Below are 22044 nucleotides of genomic sequence, written 5' to 3'. Positions count from 1 at the left end.
TGGTGCAGCTCCGTGTGGATGCGGTGGGTGGTGATCGTTCCCTACCTTAGTGGCCTCAAAATCAGTCGATGGACAGCTACCGACCCAGTCGGTCAAACTCTCGCAGAGGTTCACCACATCCCTGCGCCGCCGGCTTACTCCCGAAGTGACGGCTAACTGATCCTCGACTCAGCGGGAACACTGGCGGTCACCTTCTGTTGAACTCCGCCAACAGCCCCGGACTACAGTGGTGTCCATGAGTGAACAGAACCCTTCCGAGCAGAACCGATCCACGAAGAAGCAGCGCGTGCTGTCCGGTATCCAGCCGACTGCCGACTCCTACCACCTGGGTAATTACCTGGGTGCGCTGAAGCAGTGGATCAACCTGCAGGATGAGTTCGAGGCGTTCTATTTCATCCCTGATCTTCACGCGATCACCGTTGACCAGGACCCGAAGGAACTACGCGCCCGTACTGTCGGCGGTGCCGCGCAGCTCCTCGCACTCGGGATTGACCCGGAGAAGTCCGCACTCTTCGTTCAGTCCCACGTACCGGAGCACGCTGAACTCGCCTGGGTGCTCACCTGCCTCACCGGATTCGGTGAAGCGTCGCGGATGACGCAGTTCAAGGACAAGTCCACCAAACGTGGTGCCGACCGTACCTCCGCAGGACTGTTCGCCTACCCGATGCTCATGGCCGCTGACATTCTGCTCTACCGTCCGCAGCTCGTGCCCGTGGGCGAGGACCAGCGCCAGCACCTGGAGCTCACCCGCAACCTCGCGGAGCGCTTCAATGGCCGGTTCAAGAAGACGTTCCCGGTGCCCGACGGATTCATTCCGACCGGTGCGTCGAAGATCTATGATCTGCAGGAACCGACCGCGAAGATGAGCAAGTCCGGGGACAACCCCAAGGGCCTGATCAACCTGCTCGATGACCCGAAGGTCTCCGCCAAGCGGATCCGCAGCGCCGTCACCGACAATGACGGGGAGATCCGCTTCGACAAGGAGAACAAGCCGGGTGTCTCCAATCTCCTGGTGATCCAGTCTGGTCTGACGGGCACGAGCATCGATGATCTCGTCGCCGGTTACGAGGGCTCCGGCTATGGCGAGTTGAAGAAGGACACCGCCGAGGCTCTGGAGGCGTTCGTCACTCCGCTGCGCGCGAAGTATGACATGTACATGTCGGACCGCGCCGAGCTGGAGCGCGTGCTTGCGCAGGGCGCAGATCGGGCGCGTGAGGTGGCCTCCCGCACGCTCGCCGACGTCTACGAGAACATCGGGTTCCTGCGCCGCACCTAGCCCGGTTTGTACGTGTCGACGGCCGCGCCTCCCGGAGGTTCGCGGCCGTCGACACGTAGTGAGGTTAGCTCCCGGCGACCTCGTAGTGAGCCCAGATGCGCTGTTGTCGCCCGTCGAGGGTGATACGCCCGCCGTAGGGTACGACCAGTTGTGGCAGGGTGTGCCCGAAGGGAACCCCGAAGCAGCACACCGCGTGCGGGGCATAGTGGGCAATGGTGCCGAGAACGGTATCGCGCCAGGTGTCCGGGTCCAGGGTGTGCCCCTCGATATTGGTGGTGGGCGGCGCGGCAACGAGGACGCCCACCACCTGCCGGAGGAAACCGCGTTCGCCGAACGCCCGCACGATGTCATTGATACGCCCGGCGGGGGTGAGCTCTTCGGACGCCTCGAGCAGGAGCACCGTGCCGTCGATACGCTCTGGCAGTCGTCCGGCGATGGCGATCTGGTTGAGTACCTCAATGCACCCACCCCAGGTGCGGCCGCTGACGCGTTCCGCCGAGCCGGACCACTGCCACGGGATCGGGGCGTGGCGTGGGCCGTCCTCGGTGAGTGATCGGGGATCCTCCCAACTGATCCCCACGCTCGCTCCCCACGAGGGAGCGGTCAGTTCGATGCTCTCCCCGGCAAGAGCGGCGCGCAGGGTGCGGAGGTGGGCGTCGTCGATACCGCTGCCCGATCCCAGGTGCACCTGTGTGGAACCACCGTAGATGCTGGGGATACCCAGGTTGTGGAGGAAATTGTGCAGGTTGGTGTTGTCGCTGTAGCCGAAGAACGGCGTGGGGTGTGCCGCAATCAGGTCGGCGTCGAGATGCGGGATCACGGTGATCTGATCGTTGCCGCCGATGGTGGCGAAGATAGCGTCGATCGAGGGATCGGTGAACGCCGCGTGGATGTCGGCGGCCCGGTCCTCGGGCGTTGCGTTGAGTCTCCTCGTCGTGGGGTACTCGACGGGTTCCCAGCCCAGTCCTCGCATCCGGGACATGGCCTGCTCATGGATGTCGGGGAACACGGCGGGCACGGCGAAGGCAGGGGAGAGCACGGCGATTCTCATGGAGGTCAGTGTAAGGGAGAGAATCGGGTCTCATGTCGGTGGGAACAACAGCTATGGCCCGGCACGATGTGTGCCGGGCCATAGCGGAGAAGCGGTCAGGAAGAGGTATCAAGCCTTTCCGAAACCGAGTCCGGCGAAGAAGCTCTGAATTGCGGCAAGGATCTTCGAGAGGGTGTCCGTGAACGATGCAAGTCCCAGGAAACCGAACAGTTTCTGAAGGAAGGAACCTGATTCCCCGGCGGAGGATCCTCCGGGCAGGGTGGGATCGCCGGGGGCGCCGGGCCCGGGGACCACGACGTTGCGGGCTTCCACGGTGAAGGTCAGCGGTTCAGACTGAGAAGGCGTGTAGGTCGCGGTGGTGATGCCATCGGTCTGGACCTCTCCACCTCCGAATAGCGCATGGACGGTGACGTCGCCGGGGCTGCTGAAGACATGCCGGAAGGCGGCGGTTTTCGATGCGGGGTCGAGATCTGCGGTTCCGAGAAGGACATCGTCGGCGTAGAAGGACACGGTTCCGCTGATTGTGTCGTTGCCGGTGTCGACGGTTGCCGTGAACTCTGCTTCGTCACCGGCGGTGAGCTTGCTGCCCTCGACGGGAACGGTGCGGGTCAGTGTGGTCTGGGAGGTGTGGGTTTCCGGGCCGTCGACGGTCAGGGTTCGACCATCTGATTCCGCTGAGCTGTAGTGGCGGTTGTCCCCTGCGATACGTTCTGGGGAGAAAGCGGTGAAGGTGATGTCACCGGACTGGCGGATCTGATGGGTCAGCGTGGCAATTCCGTCTCCATCGGTGGTGGCGGTCCCGATGCGTACACCGTTGCTGCGGAAGATCACCTCGGCGCCCTCGGGTGTGCCTCCGAACGCGGTGTACTGTGCCCGCAGCGTCACGGTGTCACCGAGTGATGCTTGTTTTGGCTCAAGGTTCAGCGTGATGTCACCCTGTGCGACGGGGACGATATCTACCTGGGTATCTGCGGTGGCTCCCGTGAAATGTACGGAGTCTGTCGTGTGGTCGTTGACCGTGGCGGAGACGGTATGTCTGTGCGCTTCGTTGGTCACGAACGCCAGGAAAGAAGCCGTGCCATTGTTGACTCTCACACTACCGAGATTGATGTCGTCGATGCGGAAATTCACGGTGAGCCCATCAGGGAGTGCAGACCCGTCATCGGACCCGACCGTGGCAGTGAGTATTACCGGTATATTCGTGACGTCCGAGATGAGCAGGTCGTCATAATCGGGAACAGCGTTGAGGGAGATGGTGCCCTGAACTTCATCCAGGGCTTTGGGAGCGACAATGACAGGGACTGTCTCAGAGGCGGTGGAAGGGCGGTAGATACCATCCACTCCGAGGTAGGTGGCCGTTGCCTCATAAACGGCAGGCTCCCTGCCTTCAGGGACCGGGAGTTGGATGTCGGTGATTCTGGCGCGTCCGTCAACCACCTCTACCTCTTCACTCTGATCGCCGACGGTGAAACGCACCTTACCGTGTGAGATCGCTGAACCGTCCGGGTGGTTGACCTTGACAGACAGGTCATTTGAGATGAGGTGGGGGTTGTCGTAGAAAAGTTCGATTGGATCGGTCTTGATGAAGGTAACGGCGGAGTCCACTGGGCCGACGACCATGTTGCCCAACTCAGCACCGGCGGCGTCGGCCGTGCAGTTGATACCGTCATTGTTGAAACCCCACCACGAACCCGGGCGGACTTCGATCAGGGAGAGGGTGGATACCTTGTCGCCGCCTCCCGCGTTACGGAGCCCCGTGGTGATGGTTGTACCGGAGGTCTCCGGGGCGGTCATGGTGATCATCACGCCGGGCAGGCGGAAGTGAGCGCCCTTCTCCGCGGTGAGTCCCGTGGCCGCGTTGTTGCCGTTGTCCGCCTTGGGGCCGTTGTCGATGGTGAGGTTACCGGCGGAGATGCGGGCGAAACGGCCGTCAGGTGTTTCCTCCCCCTTGTCGTTCACCCGGATCACGGAAATCTCGGCGTTGGTGCCCTGCACATTGCTTCCCTGGTCTGCAAGCTCCACCTTCTGGATGGTGCCGGTGGTGGGGAGCGCAATGTCGTAGCGGATGCGGCCGAGCTGTTCCTCGGTGCTCCACTCCCCGGGCTGCAGTGTGATGGTGAAGGTTTCTCCGGGTTTGACGATCTCCGGATAGGTGGCGCTGATCATTTCAGGACTCAGGGACACATCCTGCTTGTTATTTCCCCAAAAGGCGAAATCATGCTCGCAGGAATAGGTGACCTCGGTGTGCCGCGTGGTGCTCTCGAGCTCGGCGGCTGCGGCCGTGGCCTGACTGATTCCCAGCACCAGGCACAGCGCAGCTCCCGCTGCTGTGGTGGTGCGAATAATGGCGTTCATTGTTGCTCAGTTCTCCCGTGGAGTGCGTGGTGTGAATGATGGAGGGTGTTTTAGGAGGATCCGCCGAAGAGCTTCGCGAAGAGGCTCTGCAGCCACGCCCAGAAGGGGGCGATGAGGGCGAGCAGCGCCGAGAAGGGGTTCGTCCCTTCCTCACTGGTGGGGGACCCGGAGCTGATGGTGATGTCGGAGCTGCCGCCCGGTGCCTGCGTGCCTCCGGTGACGGTGACCGTGTGGGTTCCGGTCGCGGTGACACCGTTGTCACCGGTGAACGTGACCGTGACAGTGCGTTCACCACCGTGGACGAAGGTCAGGTTGACCGTGGACTTCCCTCCGGACACCGGCATGGTGATGGCCCGGCCCTCACCGTCGACCAGCTCTTCACCGTCGACCGCGAAGGAGAGGGAACCGGATACCGCCTGCGCCGGTCCGCTGTCCGGGGTGACGGTGACGGTGAGGGGGAGCGGGGTGTCGGCTTCGATCGTCGATGGCGCCTCGATGCCGACGCTGGCGGATTCGAAGTTGACCGTCGTGACCTCGACGGTGATGGATTGCGTGACTCCCTTAGTCGAGGAGCCTTCTGCCGGAGTGAAGCTGAGAGACACCGGCTGGGTACCGCTGCGCGTGAACGTCAGCGGTAGCGTCGCGGTACCGGCGGTGACCGGAACGGACGTGGAGCGGCCCTCGTGGGTGGCGGTGAGGGTTCCGTCGGCGGCGGGAGTCACGGTGACCCCGAATGATGCCTCCTCGAAGGGGCGGACCAGATCCGGTGCCTCAAGCGCGAACGATGATTCCGTCGCTGCCGCGGTGAGCGTGAACTCCGAGGTGGCTGCCGTTTGCGTGTCGTCGCCGGGAGCGAATGCCGCGGCGATGGTGAAGGAATCCGCCCGGTCCGGGGTGAAGGTGAAGGTGGCGGTGTTGTCGCTCACCTCGACCTTGCGGCTGGTTCCGTCAACGGTGAAGGTGACGGTGCCGGTTGCGGTGGTGGTGCCGTCGACGGGCTGGAGTTTCGCGATGATCGTGGTCTGTTCGCCCGGTCGGACCGTACTCTCCGGTCCTTCGAGTGTGAGGACGGTGTAGGTGGCGTCGGTGATGGTGATGTTCGAGCGTATCTCTGCCTCTGCGAACAGTGATCCTTCGGCAGGGGTGAACGTGGCGATGAGTTCATTCTCACCGGGCGTAGTCGGAACAGTCAGTGACGTGCTGGCGCGGCCGTTCTTCACGGGGACAGTCACCGCGTCGTTGTCATCGAAGCGGAAGGCGATGGTTCCGCTGGCGGTGGGGTCCACTGTGGCAGCCACGGTGATGGAGGTGTCCGCCCGGGCGGCATCGGGAGCCACGATCGAGAGTTTCGAGTCCTGTCCTTGTACCTGGACCCGTGTGGTGGAGGTTGAGGGATTGAACCGGCGGGGCTTGCCCGGGGTGAATGTGGTGGTGAGCTCATGGGTGCCCACGGAAGGGAACGTGAGCTCGGCGGTGGCGGTGCCGTTCGCCACCGGAGCCTGGACCGTGGAGCCTCCGATGGCGAAGGTGACTGTTCCGTTGGCCTGTTCAGGAGTCACCTGTGCGGTGACGGTGGTAGGAATGCCCGCCGTGGCTTCGGAGGCGGATACGGCCAGGCCCGTGTCGACGGCGGGTCCGCTGTCGACCACCCGGACTGTCGCTAGCGCGGAAGCCTGGGGTGCAATCGCGGCATCCTTGTTCTCTCTCGGGGTACAGCGTGTCGGCGCCCAGAAGGTGCCGCCTACGAAGGGAACTGGGACATTGATCTTGGCGAGCATCGTGAGGAAGTTCTCGTCGGAGCCATAATTTTGTGCGGCTCCGGCAGTCCTTACCCCCAGGGGTACTGTGCCGGCCTGCTCTGCGCGGAACCTGAGCGTTACGACGGGAAACCTCATATCGATTTTGCCGTTCTTCACCACATGTTTGACCCCACCCGATGCATCTGTGCTGGCGTTGGGGCCATTACCGATGGTCGCGTTGTCTGCACTGGTTACACGAAGGAACCGTCCGTTTTCGTCCTCCCGTCCCCGCTCGTTGATCCGCTTGATCTGGAGGCCTGTGAGGTTGGAATCACTGGTGTCCAGGCTGTTGTCCAGGTAGGTCAGTCCATCGGGAATGGCTACATCGAGTTTGATGCGGGAGAGCTCGTTGATCGTGGCGCCCGCGGGGAGCCCGCTGACGTTGATCTGTACGGGTCGGATAGAAATCTGTGCCGTGAAGTCCTCCCCGATGTCGACGGATTCGGGGGCGATGATGTCGACGGTCACGCCTTCTGCACCAGTGGAGAAGTCCTGTGCTCCGGCGAGGCTGGTCTTCGGGATTGCCTGGCATGTGAGGGGGATTGTCGTTGTGGTCGTGCTCTCCGCGGCGAAGGCACCCGGTGCGAGTAGAAGGCTGCCGACCAGAGACACAGTTGTAACGGTGGCGAGGTGGGGGATCCGTGGCATGTGTGAGTGTCCTTGGGTAGGGAGACGAAACTGAGACAGAGTCATTGTGGTCATTATGCCCGCTTATACATAGAATAAAAGTAGTATTTAGGGGCGGAATACACTCTTCCTCTCGTTGAAAGGGCACGTTAATCCCATGGAAATACTGTTAGCTACATGGTTAGATGGTGTTTATCTTCAGTGTTGCGAGCTGTGTTCTGGGTGCATTGTCTGACCCCCCTGTGTATTCCCCTATATAGGGGTTCGGTGCGATCTGATGGTTGGCCGTGAGTCCCGGGTTTTCCTTGAGCGGGTCCTATGCCTAGGCTGGGGTTGCTCCATCTCCACAACCAAAACCCCGCGAAGGACAATACGCCGTGGCCTCATCCAAGACAGCTCCAAAGCAGACCGACGAGTTTGGCATTGAGCGGGTCAATCAGGACGATCCAGGGTTTCTACAGCAGTACCGGGACAAATGGCCCTGGTTCGATCACATCATGCGGATGCAGGAGCGGTATGGGGAGATGGGCGGAAACCAGTACGCCGCCGGTATCACCTATTTTTCGGTGCTCTCGATGTTTCCCATCCTGATGATTCTCTTTGCCACGGTCGGTTTCATCCTGGCGAATAATCCGGATGCTGTCGTTCAATTGCAGCAACGGATCAGTGAGTCGGTGTCCGGTGACGTCGGAGAACCCGTGAACCGGATCCTTGAGACAGCCATTAGTCAGCGCTCCACTGTCGCAGGTATCGGTGGTCTGACTGCACTGTGGTCCGGTCTGAACTGGATGAACCACCTCCGCTACGGTGTCTCCAAGATGTGGAAGTGTGATCCTTCCGAAGGAAACATCGTGAAGCGCAAGCTACGGGATCTCGCCGGGCTTATCGGGCTGTTGCTGGCGCTGATCCTTGCGTTCGGTGTGACCGCGGTGGGGGCTTCTGGTCTAACGGTGACGCTCTTGGAGAAAGTGAATCTCGATGGTATTCCCGGTATCTCGGTGATCGTCTATCTCGTCGCGCTCATCGTGGGCCTGATCACCAACTTCTGTGTGTTCTTCTGCCTCATCAAGTTCCTGCCGCGCACCGGCGTCCCCAGGGTTTCCGCGGTCAAGGGTGCGCTCATCGGTGCCGTGGTCTTCGAGGCGTTCAAACAGATCGGTTCGGTGTTTTTCTCCAAGGCACTGAGTAACCCGGCAGGCGCTACCTTCGGTCCGATCATCGGCGTGATGGTCCTCCTGTTCTTCGTCTGGCGGATCCTGCTCTACTGCTCGGCGTGGGCAGCAACGACGGCGGAATCGCTGAAGAAGACCCGGACCCCGATCCCGGAACCTGCGGTCATCCGGGTACGTAACGACGTTGACCCAATTCCGGACACAAAGGCGTCCGTTGCTCTGGTGGGGGCCGGTGCGGCGATCGGTGCCGTCGGAATCGCCGTGGTGAAGAAGATGCTGCGGCGATAGTTTTCCGGCATTGTTCGTCCTAGGGGCGGGGCGGAGGTGCAGCGTGATGGCGACCTTCGGCCTCTTTTCCGATTTTAGCGCCGGGGCACCGATCCAGGGCGACGATCTGTGCGGCGTGCACGGTTCCTCTTTGATAGCACACGGTTCAGTGCGATCCCGAACAGGAGAGCTCCGAGGAAGATACCTCCGACGGCCATCGCGGCCACCTTCCATGCAGGAAGTCGGAGGGTCACGGTGCGGGGGTCGGTCTCCGCACCGGACGTTGATGGTGCGGGCTCCGGTGTCGGTGACGTCATGGTGGAGGCAGTCGACGTCGGGGCAGCGGGGGCGAGTTTCTCGACGACGCCGACACTCTGCTGTGGTGGTACGGCGTAACCGGCGTTGAGAAGGCGCTGTGCCTGTTCCCACGGGCGCCCCTTGTCCGTGGTGGTGTCCAACACGACCGTCGCCAGACGTCGGCCGTGTCGCTCCATCGCACCGACGAACGTGTGCCTGGCGTCATCGGTAAAACCGGTCTTTCCGCCGATGGAGTCCGAATCGTTGAGCAGCAGATGATTGTCATTCCACACCTGGTAGCTGTCACCGTCGGGCGCTCCGGGGAAGTCCACATGATCGGTGCGGACAATGCGGGCGAACACCTCATTTTCCCAGGCGGCCCGATAGGCCAGAGCCATGTCGAACGCCGAGGTCGACATTCCGGGTCCGTCAAGACCGGAATATGTGGCGACCCGGGTGTCCTGAGTCCCCAGGTCCAGTGTTTTCGTATTGATGAGCTCTAGCGTGCGCTCGTCGCCACCGAGTTCCTGAGCGAGGGCGTGTGCCGCATCATTTCCTGATGCCATGAGCAGTCCCTGCAGGAGTTGCTCGACGGTGTAGCGGCCACCTTCCACGATTCCCACGCGGGAGCCCTCCATCGCTGCGGAATCGTGTCCGATGGTCACTTCGCGGTCCAGGTCAAGGCGGTCCAGAACGACGAGGGCAAGGAGAACTTTGATGATTGATGCCGGTCGATAGCGACCGTGCGGGTCCTTGGCCGCGAGCACATCGCCGGAATCGAGGTCGAACACAATCCAGGAGGTGGCAGTCTGGTCCTCCGGCACGATGAAAGCCGGAGCCGCCACGACACCGCATGCAGACATCTGCGGTCCGCCTGCGTGTGTGGCGGGAACCGGGAGGAGACTCGGTAGGGGAGCGCCTGCAGCGGGAACTTCCGAGGCGTCGACTGGTGCTGCCGGAGTCGTTGCCCAGGGGCAGTCATCGGTGACCGGTGCCGTGAGACGTCCGGAGAGGGCGGTCTGCGGAGGAGCGGTCGGTGTCGCCAGGGTGCCATCTTGCGCATGAGCTGCACCTGTGAAACCGGTGGCGAGGATCAGGAGCGAGGATGTCACGGCGACGGTGACCGGAGCTCGGCGAACATGTGGAGACATGCTTAGCCACGATAGTCCCGTTCAGCTCCCATGCGGATTCAAACTCCCCACGAACCGGGGACGGCACTGTTCGGGTCGAGTACTCCTCGCCCCGAACGCCAGGTAGATTGTGTCCATGTACTCGATCGCGCAAGGTTCTCCCGAATACAGCCCCCGGCACAAGCGACTCAGTCGGGAGACTATAGCCGCACTACCGAAGGTCGTTCTGCACGATCATCTCGATGGAGGGCTACGTCCCGGCACAGTCATTGACCTGGCCGCTGACTGTGATTACAGAGGTCTGCCCACGGGGAATCCTGAGGAGCTCGCCCGTTGGTTCGTCAACTCCGCGGACTCGGGGTCACTGCCCGCGTATTTGGAGACGTTCGCACACACCTGCGCGGTGATGCAGACCACGGCTGCGCTGCACCGGGTGGCCCGGGAAGCAGTGGAGGATCTCGCCGCAGATGGAGTTGTCTATGCGGAACTGCGATTTGCCCCGGAACAGCATCAGGAACAGGGACTCGGGCTGCAGGAGATCGTTGACGCAGTCGTCGACGGGTGCATGGAGGGGGAGAAGACCTCCCATCTGTCCGGGCACACGATTCACGCACGGGTGATCCTGTGCGCGATGCGGCACGCGGACCGGGCCCGGGAGATTGCCGAACTTGTCGCCTCCAACACAGGTTCCGACTCTCCCGGACGTGGGTACGTCGTCGGGTTCGATATCGCCGGAGCGGAAGCTGGTTTCCCACCCGCGTGCTGCGCGGGAGCATTCGCCGTACTACGGGAGGATCTCGTTCCCTTCACCATTCATGCCGGGGAAGCCGCAGGCATTGATTCACTGGCGGACGCAGTTTCCCAGGGAACCTGGCGGATCGGGCACGGCGCACGGTTATTCGAGGATTTCAGCGCGGGTATCGACGGTATAGATCCCGGCCGCGTTTCATCCTATGTTCGCGACCGTGGGATCGCCCTGGAGCTGTGCCCGAGCTCCAATGTCCAGACGGGAGTCATCGACGAGATTACGGACCATCCACTTCCCCTGCTGCACGGACTTGGATTCGCCTGTACCGTCAACACCGACAACAGACTCGTCTCCGGAACCTCCATGACGGAGGAGATGATGTTACTCGTCGAGACGTTCGACTATGGGATTCCCGAACTCTTTGACCTCACCGTCACCGCGATCGCCTCGGCCTTCATCCCTGAACTTCAACGGCGGGAGATCCTTGAAGAACTCATCGTTCCGGGATGGGAGAAGACGACGATTGACGATGCGGCCAGTGATGAGGAGGAGTCAGACAGATCGACGGACTCGGAGAGAAGCGGCTCTGTTTCCGCTTTTGAGGGGATAGATCCCGGGCTGCTCGCGGAACTCGGGATCGACCCGACAGATCTGGATTAGTCACTTGCTGGGCACGGGGAAGGCCGTCCGTGCCACTCACCGCCGCCACGGAGCCACTGCAGGATATCGTCAGCGCTCCCCCGTGGCGGCGGGCGGTGATCAGAACCTGCTGAATCGGCCCACGAGGCCGTTTTCCAGGCTTCTCCAGCCTTCGGCTTCCGCAGTGTACGGGGCTGAGGGGATGTATCCGGACGATCCCCCCAGCATGTAGGAGATGTACTCCTGCAGTGCGGGATTCGCTACGAGTACGGAGTTCACGGCATCGTCACGGGCCCAGTCCGCCGCGTCCGCGAGGAGCTCGTAGGCCTGGCGCATCTGCTCGGTATCGACCGCGTTCGGCCCCTTCATGATGTCTTCTGTCAGTCCGGTGAACACATAGGTGTTGTCGGCGTGTGCGGTGACGTCAAGTGTTCCACCATTGACACCGTCCATGATCTCGGACCAGGTAGCGGTCGCAGCCAGGTCGTGCTCGTCGTGTTCTGCGAGCCAGCGAAGCATCGCCCTGCGATTGCTGAAGGTATAGATCTGGCCGAAATGTCCGAGGAACACTGGCTGCCCGTCGACGTAGGTGCGCAAGGTGTAGAGTGTCCGTCCCTCGATGGCGATCTTCACTGGGTCGATGCCCGCTGTACCCCACAACGAGACGTCGTACGGATCGACCTTCTCCGCTGCGTTTTCGACGGCCGACTCTTCCTCGATGCGGGCCTGTTCGCGGGCTTCCACTGCGGCGTCGACTTTTGCCTGCGCGGCGTCGACCACTGAGGAGTCCTGCTCGGGGATGATGTAGCAGCCGTCAAGTTCGTCGACGATCCGGTCCCAGTTGCTGAGAACAGCACGACCGACCGCGGACCATTCAGAATCGCCGTTCTCCACCGCATAATGGTCCGCGCCACGTTCGACGTTGGCGAGCACCGAATACGAGGAGAAGAAAGAACCGATCGTGGTGGAGCCCGTTACATCGCCCAGTGAACGTGTGACGGCGAACGCGCGCTCGACACCGGTGACGTTGTCATGACTAGGACGCCCCGCGAGGAGTTCGGGCACGCCGATAATGTCACAGTATCCCCGCTTGCCGGGAACGACCCGCGTCGAATCCTCATGCTGGAAGGCGGACCACTTCGGGTGATCCCGCAGATCGTGCCGGGAGTCGGACTCGATGAATGCAAGGAGTTCTCCCGTGGACCGGAAGAGATAGACATCATCCCCGTCGCCGAGGAACGCCTGCCATTCCTGGCCGTGTTCCCTCCACTTCGGAGCCCAGAGGGTGAGGAAGTCTCCCTCAGTTAGGGAAACGGTGATCGGGACGATGCCTTGTAGTGCCATGGCTGTAAATCCTAGCCTGACGTTTCCTACGCCGTCACCCACCCCACCCCGCAGTGGATGCGTCACCCGGTGGGCCGCCAGAATCCGTAGAAATCCATCCCACCGTTGGTGGTGCGCAGCGGTGAAATCTCTACCGGGCTCCCGGCTTCAACGATTCTTCCGTTTCCGATGTACATCGCGACGTGCCCGTTCCACACCACCAGATCACCTTCGGTGAGCTCGTCCGAGCTGACCTGCCTGCCGACGGTCTGGTGCTCAGCCAGACGTGGGAGCTCGACTCCCGCCTGGCGCCATGCCCAGCTCGTCAAACCGGAACAGTCGAAACCGTCGGGGGTAGATCCACCCCACACGTAGGGCGTGCCCACCATCGAGAGAGCCGCCTCTGCGGCACGTCGGCCTGCACCCGAATCCGAGGGAGAAACCCGGCCCGGGTTCGGTGAGAGGGGGAACGTTTTGCCCAGAGGGGCCGGTGCGGATCCGGGACCATCGGATGGGACAACCTGCGGCAGGTGTGTTTCCGTGGCAGCGAGTTCACGGAATCTGGACACATGCGGGCGAAGTTCCGCCTCCATTCGGAGAACTCGGGCCACCGCCGCGCTGATCGCTGCCCCGGTGATCGTTGCGATGCGGACTACCGCAGAAAGGGCGGTGGCCGGATTCGGGGTGAGGACGAGGGGCGCGACGAGTCGGACGTCACGAAGTGCCGCGGTGGCGATCCCGGTGAGGTCCAGCCGGGCGGCATTGAGGACCACCGCCGCCCGGACGGTGGTTGTGGCGAAGGAAGCGCAGTCCGCAGTCAGTGACATGGTTTCGCTCACGAGCTGCTGCGCATCGGTGCCGAACATCTCGGCGAGTGGGGAGGCCGAGGAAACATCGGGTACATCGAGTACGGGTGGGTGGAGTTCCGGTGGCAGTAGTGAAGAGATGGTGTCCAGTCCGCTGAAGACACCGGCCAGGGGGTCGAGGGTAGGGAGGATCGGGTTCATGCCCTGAGCCCCGCCGCCAGCCCTCTGTCTGCCTCCACGGCTGCGTCGATGTGCCCACCGGGACCCCCGTGTACCTCTACGAGAGCACGGATGTGGTCGGTCACGGTGGTTCGACGTCGGTTCAGCGTCCGGGATGCATCGGTGAACGCGGAGATCAGATCGCTGGTCCCGGGAGTCTGGGGTGGAACACGTGTTTCGCAGTTGGGGGTTGTGGCGGCACGGTGGGCAAGATCACGCACCAGAGCACGGGCGTGTTCGGGATCGAGTCTGAGAGTGTTCATGCACCATGAGACCGGAAGTAGCGTGAATGAGGTTCCCGACGGATTTCCGGTGTGCCTGGCGTGGCTTAGGATTGTGCTCATGGACATCACAATCGTCGACCACCCTCTGGCGGCAGCCCGCCTGACCATCATGCGGGACCGCCGCAGCGACAACTCCGTGTTCCGTGCGGCGCTGCGGGATTTGGGCGCGATGCTCATCTACGAGGCAGCCCGGAATCTGGCGGTGGAGACGTTCAACACCGAAACCCCGGTGTCCACCGCAACCGGAACCAGGCTCCGTAAGCCTCCGATCATCGTGCCGGTGATCAGGGCGGGCCTCGGAATGATTGACCCCGCGCTCTCAATGATCCCCGACGCGCAAGTGGGATTCATCGGCATCGCCCGAGATGAGGAGACTCACGAGCCGGTGCCGTACCTGGAGGCTCTTCCCGAGGATATGTCCGAGGAGACGGTGTTCATCGTCGATCCGATGCTTGCCACCGGGGGGTCTCTTCTGCATTCCCTGAAACTCCTGTGTGACCGCGGAGCAACGGACATCACCGCCGTTTGCATGGTGTCCGCACAGCCCGGAGTTGATGCGCTGGCGGAATCGGGGTATCCGGTCCGGTTGGTCACCGCGACCATCGACCCGGATCTCAACTCCGCCGCCTACATCGTCCCTGGCTTGGGTGACGCCGGGGATCGGCTCTACGGTCCGCGCAATATTCACTTGTAGGATGTACCGACCCCTGGTGCAAGTGAGATACCACGGCCGGGGGTGTGACCTCGCGAACAGAGGGGGTGGGCCGTTCTCATGGCGAGGTACGGTGCCTTACGGCATCTGCGCCATCGCTGATGTTCACCGTTCGCCGGGTGGTTGGGGCGGTGCAGGCTGGTTCAGCCGTCAAATATAGAATTACGGAGGAACTGCCGGACGGTTCCCGCAGTGTGCGACGGAGGGTTCCCACGGGAGTGGTAACTCCGTCACATTCCAGGGTTTCGCCCGCGTGGTCGAACATTTACGTATATCCGAAAGCGTGAGAGGATCAGATGAGTATCCGGGCACAGGTCGACGGTTGGCTGACCGAGCACACCGATGAGCTGACCCGGTGGCGGAGGCACCTGCACACGTATCCCGAGCTGAGCCACATGGAGTATGGCACCACCGAGTGGATCGCGGAGACCCTTGCCGGATACGGGATGGAACCGAAGCTGTTCCCGGGAACCGGGCTCATGGTCGACATCGGGCCGGACACCGGGCACCGGATCGCTCTACGTGCGGACATTGATGCGCTCCCCATCGAGGAGAAGGCACCGGTAGCCTTCTCATCCAGGACAACCGGTGTCATGCATGCCTGCGGGCATGACGTGCACACTGCAATCGTGATGGGGGCGGCGTGCGCGCTGCATGCCGCCGACCTCAATCACGGGGTCCGGATCATCTTTCAGCCCGCTGAGGAGGTCATGGACGGCGGCGCCCCGGATGTGATCGAGTGGGGCGGGCTTGAGGACGTCTCATCGATCTTCGCTGTCCATGTCGAGCCGAAGTTGCGGACCGGGAAGATCGGTCTGCGCACGGGTGCGATTACCTCGGCGGCGGATATCCTTGAGGTTAACGTCCACGGGCCGGGCGGGCACACCTCCCGTCCACAGATGACCGCAGATGTCGTCTACGCATTGTCGAGTGTGGTTACCCAGCTTCCGGCGCTGTTGAGCCGTCGACTTGATCCGCGAACGGGGACTGTTCTCGTTTTCGGTTCGATCAACGCCGGTTATGCAGCGAACGCGATCCCCGAGGACGGCCGGATCTCCGGGACTCTTCGGACTGCGGACATTGGGGTATGGCGGTCTGCGGAACCACTGATCACGGAGCTGATCGGGCAGATCATCGCCCCGACCGGGTGCACGTATGAGGTGGTCTACACGAAGGGTGTGCCCCCGGTGATCAATGATGACGTGGCGACGGCGCTGATGGCGAACGCCGCCCGCGGTATCGACGCCCACTCCATCGTTGCCGCTCCGCAGTCGTCGGGTGGTGAGGATTTCTCCTGGTACCTCGAACATGTTCCGGGATCGATGGCGAGACTGGGCTGCTGGTCCGGATCTGGCCGCCAGTTCGATCTGCACCAGGGTGATTTCGTGGTGGATGAGCGGTGTCTCGGAGTCGGGGTGCGGTTATTCGGTGCCGTTGTGGATGGTTATTCACGCGAGATGAACAAGGACGTCCAGCGTCCTGTCGGACCGGACGGTTTTCTGCCCACCAGGTGACCCCGAGAGGGGCGGGTGCAGGGGAGCCTGCACAGCCGGTGCATTACACTGCTCCCAGGGCAGCCCACACAGCCCGTGGGGCGGCTTTGCCGCGCGCACGTGGAGTGGCCCGAAACTGACGCACTGACTACACCCGAAGCGTATCTGGAGGAGACCTGTGTCCAAACGAATAGTGATCATCGGCGGTGGCCCCGCCGGCTACGAAGCCGCGCTCGCAGGCTCGAAGTACGGCGCCGACATCACCCTGATCGAGGACCAGGGGCTCGGTGGGTCCGCGGTTATCCATGACTGTGTTCCCTCGAAGTCCTTCATCGCTGCGACGGGTATCCAGACGGATCTCCGTCGTGCGGATGACATGGGATTGGAGCGAACGGACACCTTTAACCTGCTCCAGGTCAGCGAGATCAATGAACGTGTGAAGAACCTCGCGTCAGCGCAGTCTTCGGACGTGCGCAGGCAGATGGTGTCCGCCGGGGTGCGGGTGATTGACGGGCGTGCACGTTTCGATGATTACAAGCCCAAGCAGAGCACCCACTACATCGCTGTCACACCGAATGACGGTGGCCCTGATCAGGTTATCGAGTGTGACCTCGTTCTCCTCGCAACAGGTGCATCGCCGCGTGTTCTCCCGGGGGCTCAACCTGACGGGGAGCGGATCCTCACCTGGCGTCAGGTCTATGACATCGATGAGCTTCCGGAACACTTGATTGTCGTCGGCTCCGGTGTCACGGGGGCCGAGTTCGTCTCCGCCTTTGCAGAGCTGGGGGTGAAGGTGACCATGGTTGCCTCCCGGGATCGGATTCTCCCGCACGATGACGCGGATGCTGCCGATGTCCTGGAAACCGTGCTGGCTGAACGCGGTGTCTCCCTGGAGAAGCACGCCCGGGTGGAGTCCGTGACGCGCACCGATGACGGTGGGGTCTGCGTGCGGACAACCGACGGCCGCGAGATTTTCGGTTCCCATGCTCTGATGACCGTTGGCTCTGTGCCAAACACACGGAATCTCGGGTTGGAGAGCGTCGGTGTCGAAACCTCTCCGTCTGGGCACATCATCGTTGATCGGGTGTCGCGCACCTCCGTGGCGGGTATCTACGCAGCGGGTGACTGCTCCGATCTTTTTCCGTTGGCCTCAGTCGCAGCCATGCAGGGGCGTGTGGCGATGTACCACGCGCTCGGTGAGGGAGTGAGCCCGATCCGGCTGAAGACAGTGGCTACCGCGGTATTCACCCGTCCGGAGATCGCTGCGGTCGGGCACACTCAGAGTGACATCGAATCCGGGGAGGTCACAGCCCGGACCATCGTGCTGCCGCTCACGACGAACCCGCGGGCCAAGATGCGTTCCCTACGCCATGGTTTCGTCAAACTCTTCTGCCGCAGGAACTCCAGCCTCGTCATTGGTGGTGTCGTCGTCGCGCCGACCGCGTCTGAGTTGATTCTGCCGATCGCGGTTGCTGTGACCAATCGGTTGACGGTCGACGATCTCGCGAATACCTTCTCGGTGTACCCGACGCTCTCCGGATCGGTGACGGAGGCGGCTCGTCAGCTCGTGGCTCACGATGATCTGAGCTGACTTCCCAGGTCTTCCTCAGCGGCGGCAGTTCCGCAGGTTTTCTCCGGAGGGGGTGAAGGCGCGGTAGGGCTCATCGGGGGAATAGCGTTCGTCGATGTCGAGGGTGAGTCCTGTCGCGGGGAATGCTCTCTGCCGACAATGCCCGCGGGGGCAGGTGCGGCAGCCGGAACCGATGGGGGTCGCGGAGTCCGGGCTGAGATCCAGTCCACGTGAATACACCAGTTTAGGGGCCTGATCGAGGTCGCATCCGAGCCCGATGGCGAATTCGCGCGGTACCTCGCCGTAGGACCGGCTGCGACTGCGGATGGTTCGTGCGACCCAGAGATAAGTTCGACCGTCGGGCATCGACGCGATCTGGCGGACGATGTGTCCGGGGTTCTCGAATGCCCTGTGGACGATCCACAGCGGGCAGGATCCTCCGGTCCTGGAGAAATGAAATCCGGTTGCCGACTGCCGTTTCGAGATATTGCCAGCGCGGTCCGTACGGACGAAGAAGAAGGGAACGCCCTCCCGTCCCGGGCGCTGGAGAGTGGACAGACGGTGCGCGGTGGTCTCGAACCCGGTTCCGAAGTGTGCGGCGATTCGGTCGATGTCGTTGTCTGTGGTTTGTGCGGTGTTGAGGAACTCGGTGTACGGCATGACGACGGCTGCGGCAAAGTACTGTGCCAGACCGAAGCGCCCGAGTTCCCGTGACTCCGTGGTGGGGAGTTCTGGGTCGTCCGCCAACCGTGTCAGGAGATCTCCGTGGACCAGGAACGCGAGTTGGAGAGCGAGTTCAAAGGTCTGCTGGGCCTCGGTGAGATCTGCCCGGAGGCGGACCTGCCTGGTTCCGTCGTCGAAGATACGGCGGGGGCCGTGGTCATGGGCGTTGAGACGGACGGTGACGCCGTGGGCTTCGTCGAGTAAGGCGAGGAGTCGGGTGAGCCGTAGACCTGGCCGCCCCAGGGTCGCCGCGAATCCTTCTGCGAGGTCATCCAACTCGGTGATGTGATTCCGGCGCGCGTAGAAGTAGTCACGGACATGCTCATAGGCGGATGTGCTATCGGCTGCAAGAGTCCTGTATTGAATCTCTCCTGGTGTCATGGGGGTGGAAGTGGGGGAGGCATCCGTTTTCTCATCGCCCGTGGGTAGACGTTGGGTCAGTCGGAGGATTCCGCGTGCCATTTCCGGATGGCGCTCGGCGAACTCCACGAGTTCCGCGTCATCGAGTCCGGAGGTTCCGGCAATGGTCATTACTTCCTTGAGGGCGGCGACCATGCGGGAGTTTGACTCTGGGGCGAAGTAGGAGACGTCGACGTTGAAGGTGCGGACGAGGGCCATCAACGCGGTAGCCGTCAACGGGCGGGCATCATTCTCCAGTTGATTGAGGTAGCTGGTGGACAGTCCGATGCGCCGGGCCATCTCCGCCTGGGTGAGGTTCTCCGCTCGGCGCAGCGTCCGGATGCGTGCCCCCGCGTACATCTTCTCCATGGGTGTCACTTCCTGATAATGCTGCCGTGGCCTGACATTTTTGCGAACTTTGCGAAAAGGCCTGTTCGATACCGCATATTTACGCACTTTTCGCAGATGGGAGGTTTCGATAATCACTGTATAGTCGGCCATCAAGATATCCGTTTCATACCTCCGAACGGGGGTGTGACGGAGACTGATTGCCCGTGACGCGACGACGCGCCAGCCCCGACCCCGATAGGACAGCCCATGGAGAACATCGAAGTCCGCACTCGCCGTTCCGCGGAGGAGTTCCCCCGCAGTGAACACCTCGCCCAGCGGATCGCCGACGTGGCGACCGATCCGGTGGAGGTTCCGGACGACACCCGGGAAATGATCATCAACCGGATCATCGACAATGCCGCAGTGTCCGCGGCTTCCGTCCTCCGCCGACCGGTGAGCGTCGCACGTCGGCAGGCCACGGCCCACCCGACGAACAAGGGTGGGGCGAAGGTCTTCGGTGTCTCCGGCACCTACTCGGCGGAATGGGCGGCTCTGGCCAACGGCACCGCCGTACGTGAACTCGACTTTCACGACACCTTCCTCGCCGCCGAATACTCGCACCCCGGTGACAACATTCCGCCGATCGTCGCGGTCGCCCAGCACCGTGGCGCAACAGGACACGACCTGATCCGAGGCATCGCCACCGGATACGAGATTCAGGTCGACCTCGTGCGCGGCATGTGCCTCCACGAGCACAAGATCGACCACGTTGCCCATCTCGGCCCCTCCGTTGCGGCCGGTCTCGGAACGCTCCTCCACCTGGATGGCGAGACGATCTACCAGGCCATCGGGCAAGCACTCCACACCACGACCGCGACCCGTCAATCCCGTAAGGGACTGATCTCCTCCTGGAAGGCCTTCGCCCCGGCGTTCGCCGGAAAGATGGCCATCGAATCCGTCGACCGCGCCATGCGTGGCGAGGGTGCCCCGGCCCCGATCTGGGAAGGTGAAGACGGGGTCATTGCCTGGATGCTCGGCGGCCCCGAGGTGAGCTACACCATTCCACTGCCCGCCGTCGGTGAGGAAAAGCGCGCCATTCTCGACACCTTCACCAAGGAGCACTCCGCCGAGTACCAGTCCCAGGCCCCCATCGACCTCGCCCGGCGGATGCGGGAGCGGATCGGAGACCTCGCTCAGGTCGAGAAGATTGAACTCCACACCTCCCACCACACCCACTACGTCATCGGCACCGGCTCAAACGATCCGCAGAAGTTCGATCCGGATGCCTCCCGCGAAACCCTCGATCACTCAATCATGTACATCTTCGCGGTAGCTCTCGAGGACGGTGACTGGCACCACGAGCGCTCCTACGCCCCCGAGCGTGCGCACCGCCCAGAAACCATCGAACTGTGGCGGAAGATCTCCACCGTGGAGGACCGCGAGTGGACCCGCCGTTACCACGCCGAAGATCCGAATGAGAAGGCGTTCGGTTGCCGCGCAGAGGTGACGCTCAAGGACGGGACCGTCATCACCGACGAGCTCGCCATTGCCGACGCCCACCCGCTGGGTGCCCGTCCCTTCGCCCGTGAGCAGTACATCACCAAGTTCCGGACCCTTTCCGAGGGCGTTGTCTCCGACGCGGAACAGGACCGCTTCCTTGACGCCGTCCAGCGGCTCGACGACCTCGGCGCCGGTGAACTCGACCAGCTCAACATCGAGCTCTCCGATGACGTGCTCGCCCGTGCACCCGAGACCCCGGAGGGGCTGTTCTAGATGACCAACTTGTTCTCCGCCGCCACCACCCCCGCCGAACGTCGCCAGGCATTCCGCGCGGGACTCGCAGGTGACCGAATCCAGCGACTGCCCGGGGCCTTCTCCCCGCTGGTGGCTCGCGCGATCACCGATGCCGGTTTCGAGGGTGTCTATGTCTCCGGTGCCGTCGTCGCGGCCGATCTTGCGCTCCCCGACATTGGACTGACCACCCTCACCGAGGTCGCAGGTCGCGCACGGCAGATTGCCCGTGCCACGGAACTACCAGTCCTCGTCGACGCCGACACAGGATTCGGTGAGCCCATGTCAGCAGCCCGCACGATCAGTGAATTCGAGGATGCCGGACTGGCTGGCTGCCACCTGGAGGACCAGGTCAACCCGAAACGGTGTGGACACCTCGACGGCAAGGAGGTCGTCCCCACGGAGGTGATGGTGCGCAGACTCGGTGCTGCGGTCTCTGCGCGCCGGGACGACAGTTTCGTGATCTGCGCCCGGACTGACGCCGCCGCGACTGAAGGTATCGACGCAGCCATCGAACGAGCCAAGGCCTACGCTGACGCCGGTGCGGACATGATCTTCACCGAGGCACTCCGGACACCAGCCGACTTCGAGAAGTTCCGGGCCGCCGTCGACGTTCCCCTGCTGGCCAACATGACCGAGTTCGGCAAGACCGAACTGATCGGCGCCGAACTACTCGAGGACATTGGCTACAACGCGGTGATCTACCCGGTCACCACCCTGCGGATCGCGATGGGGCAGGTCGAGGACGCCCTCGCCGACATCGCCGCGACGGGTACCCAGACCGGGTGGCTCGACCGGATGCAGCACCGCTCCCGGCTCTACGAACTCCTGCGTTACGCCGAGTACAACGTCTTCGACCAAAAGCTGTTCACCTACCGCCGACCTCCAGGCGAATAGGTGGACGGGCCGGTCCCGTTCCTGACATTTCGGGACCGGCCCCACAGACTTCTCCGGATGCCGCCACGAGCGACCCGGACGCGGCACCGCGACCCACGCGGGTGTCGCCACGCACCACAACAACGCCCATTACCCC

16 protein-coding genes are annotated in these 22044 nt (G+C 62.7%); 8 read left to right on the top strand and 8 right to left on the bottom strand.

Annotated features, from left to right (window positions below; all coding sequences use genetic code 11):
• Nucleotides 1-235 precede the first annotated feature (235 nt).
• Nucleotides 236-1276 (top strand): tryptophan--tRNA ligase, encoded by a 1041-nt coding sequence (trpS, locus tag QWU44_RS04095; protein ID WP_370914451.1) that lies wholly within the window; start codon nucleotides 236-238, stop codon nucleotides 1274-1276.
• Between the two features lie 64 nt (nucleotides 1277-1340).
• Here trpS and QWU44_RS04090 read toward each other — a convergent pair whose 3' ends face one another.
• The 3 genes from QWU44_RS04090 to QWU44_RS04080 form a co-directional block, all read right to left on the bottom strand.
• A complete protein-coding gene (locus QWU44_RS04090; protein WP_370914450.1) occupies nucleotides 1341-2327 on the bottom strand; it encodes a S66 peptidase family protein in 987 nt (328 codons plus the stop codon).
• 108 nt (nucleotides 2328-2435) lie between these two features.
• On the bottom strand, nucleotides 2436-4682 hold the full coding sequence (locus tag QWU44_RS04085; RefSeq protein ID WP_370914449.1) for an Ig-like domain-containing protein: 2247 nt from the start codon (nucleotides 4680-4682) through the stop codon (nucleotides 2436-2438).
• A 50-nt stretch (nucleotides 4683-4732) separates the two neighbouring features.
• Complete coding sequence (locus QWU44_RS04080) at nucleotides 4733-7129, bottom strand: Ig-like domain-containing protein (protein WP_370914448.1); 2397 nt, start codon at nucleotides 7127-7129, stop codon at nucleotides 4733-4735.
• A 356-nt stretch (nucleotides 7130-7485) separates the two neighbouring features.
• On the opposite strand from QWU44_RS04080, the gene yhjD reads away from it, so the two are divergent.
• Entirely contained in the window at nucleotides 7486-8568 is a 1083-nt protein-coding gene (yhjD, locus tag QWU44_RS04075; protein ID WP_370914447.1) for an inner membrane protein YhjD, read from the top strand.
• 74 nt (nucleotides 8569-8642) lie between these two features.
• Here yhjD and QWU44_RS04070 read toward each other — a convergent pair whose 3' ends face one another.
• A complete protein-coding gene (locus QWU44_RS04070) occupies nucleotides 8643-9995 on the bottom strand; it encodes a D-alanyl-D-alanine carboxypeptidase family protein (protein ID WP_370914446.1) in 1353 nt (450 codons plus the stop codon).
• Nucleotides 9996-10110: 115 nt separating this feature from the next.
• Between QWU44_RS04070 and QWU44_RS04065 the strand changes: the two genes are divergently transcribed.
• Nucleotides 10111-11382 carry an adenosine deaminase gene (locus tag QWU44_RS04065; protein ID WP_370914445.1) on the top strand — a complete coding sequence of 424 codons (1272 nt, stop codon included), beginning with the start codon at nucleotides 10111-10113 and terminating at the stop codon, nucleotides 11380-11382.
• Nucleotides 11383-11481: 99 nt separating this feature from the next.
• On the opposite strand, the gene QWU44_RS04060 is transcribed toward QWU44_RS04065, so the two are convergent.
• The 3 genes from QWU44_RS04060 to QWU44_RS04050 form a co-directional block, all read right to left on the bottom strand.
• Complete coding sequence (locus QWU44_RS04060) at nucleotides 11482-12705, bottom strand: hypothetical protein (RefSeq protein ID WP_370914444.1); 1224 nt, start codon at nucleotides 12703-12705, stop codon at nucleotides 11482-11484.
• A 62-nt stretch (nucleotides 12706-12767) separates the two neighbouring features.
• The gene (locus QWU44_RS04055) at nucleotides 12768-13691 is read right to left on the bottom strand and encodes an NlpC/P60 family protein (protein WP_370914443.1); all 924 of its coding nucleotides are present in this window, start codon (nucleotides 13689-13691) and stop codon (nucleotides 12768-12770) included.
• Nucleotides 13688-13972, bottom strand: coding sequence for a hypothetical protein (locus QWU44_RS04050; protein ID WP_370914442.1), 285 nt, complete (start codon nucleotides 13970-13972; stop codon nucleotides 13688-13690). The genes QWU44_RS04055 and QWU44_RS04050 overlap by 4 nt, the downstream gene beginning before the upstream one ends.
• Nucleotides 13973-14051: 79 nt before the next feature.
• On the opposite strand from QWU44_RS04050, the gene upp reads away from it, so the two are divergent.
• The 3 genes from upp to QWU44_RS04035 all read left to right on the top strand — a co-directional run bounded on the left by upp (nucleotide 14052) and on the right by QWU44_RS04035 (nucleotide 17789).
• Nucleotides 14052-14687, top strand: a complete 636-nt coding sequence (gene upp, locus QWU44_RS04045) for a uracil phosphoribosyltransferase (protein ID WP_370914441.1) — start codon at nucleotides 14052-14054, stop codon at nucleotides 14685-14687.
• Nucleotides 14688-15001: 314 nt separating this feature from the next.
• Nucleotides 15002-16219 carry a M20 family metallopeptidase gene (locus QWU44_RS04040; RefSeq protein ID WP_370914440.1) on the top strand — a complete coding sequence of 406 codons (1218 nt, stop codon included), beginning with the start codon at nucleotides 15002-15004 and terminating at the stop codon, nucleotides 16217-16219.
• A 157-nt stretch (nucleotides 16220-16376) separates the two neighbouring features.
• Nucleotides 16377-17789, top strand: coding sequence for an NAD(P)H-quinone dehydrogenase (locus tag QWU44_RS04035; protein WP_370914439.1), 1413 nt, complete (start codon nucleotides 16377-16379; stop codon nucleotides 17787-17789).
• A gap of 15 nt (nucleotides 17790-17804) precedes the next feature.
• Here QWU44_RS04035 and QWU44_RS04030 read toward each other — a convergent pair whose 3' ends face one another.
• Entirely contained in the window at nucleotides 17805-19259 is a 1455-nt protein-coding gene (locus QWU44_RS04030) for a short-chain fatty acyl-CoA regulator family protein (protein WP_370914438.1), read from the bottom strand.
• Between the two features lie 228 nt (nucleotides 19260-19487).
• On the opposite strand from QWU44_RS04030, the gene prpD reads away from it, so the two are divergent.
• Nucleotides 19488-20993 carry a 2-methylcitrate dehydratase PrpD gene (gene prpD, locus QWU44_RS04025; protein WP_370914437.1) on the top strand — a complete coding sequence of 502 codons (1506 nt, stop codon included), beginning with the start codon at nucleotides 19488-19490 and terminating at the stop codon, nucleotides 20991-20993.
• A complete protein-coding gene (gene prpB, locus QWU44_RS04020; protein WP_370914436.1) occupies nucleotides 20994-21908 on the top strand; it encodes a methylisocitrate lyase in 915 nt (304 codons plus the stop codon).
• Nucleotides 21909-22044: the final 136 nt, after the last annotated feature.

This window comes from Corynebacterium sp. CCM 9203, assembly GCF_041357675.1.
Lineage (GTDB): Bacteria > Actinomycetota > Actinomycetes > Mycobacteriales > Mycobacteriaceae > Corynebacterium.
Note: the sequence above shows the minus strand (reverse complement) of the source record. Positions and strands in the feature narration are given on the sequence as shown.

What these genes read in the sequence shown, in the direction of transcription:
- QWU44_RS04060 (WP_370914444.1), bottom strand. Translation starts at nt 12,705, where the DNA reads ATGGCACTACAAGGCATCGTCCCGATCACCGTTTCCCTAACTGAGGGA.
- prpB (WP_370914436.1), top strand. Translation starts at nt 20,994, where the DNA reads ATGACCAACTTGTTCTCCGCCGCCACCACCCCCGCCGAACGTCGCCAG.
- QWU44_RS04090 (WP_370914450.1), bottom strand. Translation starts at nt 2,327, where the DNA reads ATGAGAATCGCCGTGCTCTCCCCTGCCTTCGCCGTGCCCGCCGTGTTC.
- QWU44_RS04040 (WP_370914440.1), top strand. Translation starts at nt 15,002, where the DNA reads ATGAGTATCCGGGCACAGGTCGACGGTTGGCTGACCGAGCACACCGAT.
- QWU44_RS04080 (WP_370914448.1), bottom strand. Translation starts at nt 7,129, where the DNA reads ATGCCACGGATCCCCCACCTCGCCACCGTTACAACTGTGTCTCTGGTC.
- QWU44_RS04050 (WP_370914442.1), bottom strand. Translation starts at nt 13,972, where the DNA reads ATGAACACTCTCAGACTCGATCCCGAACACGCCCGTGCTCTGGTGCGT.
- QWU44_RS04065 (WP_370914445.1), top strand. Translation starts at nt 10,111, where the DNA reads ATGTACTCGATCGCGCAAGGTTCTCCCGAATACAGCCCCCGGCACAAG.
- trpS (WP_370914451.1), top strand. Translation starts at nt 236, where the DNA reads ATGAGTGAACAGAACCCTTCCGAGCAGAACCGATCCACGAAGAAGCAG.
- QWU44_RS04085 (WP_370914449.1), bottom strand. Translation starts at nt 4,682, where the DNA reads ATGAACGCCATTATTCGCACCACCACAGCAGCGGGAGCTGCGCTGTGC.
- QWU44_RS04070 (WP_370914446.1), bottom strand. Translation starts at nt 9,995, where the DNA reads ATGTCTCCACATGTTCGCCGAGCTCCGGTCACCGTCGCCGTGACATCC.
- upp (WP_370914441.1), top strand. Translation starts at nt 14,052, where the DNA reads ATGGACATCACAATCGTCGACCACCCTCTGGCGGCAGCCCGCCTGACC.
- prpD (WP_370914437.1), top strand. Translation starts at nt 19,488, where the DNA reads ATGGAGAACATCGAAGTCCGCACTCGCCGTTCCGCGGAGGAGTTCCCC.
- QWU44_RS04055 (WP_370914443.1), bottom strand. Translation starts at nt 13,691, where the DNA reads ATGAACCCGATCCTCCCTACCCTCGACCCCCTGGCCGGTGTCTTCAGC.
- QWU44_RS04030 (WP_370914438.1), bottom strand. Translation starts at nt 19,259, where the DNA reads ATGGAGAAGATGTACGCGGGGGCACGCATCCGGACGCTGCGCCGAGCG.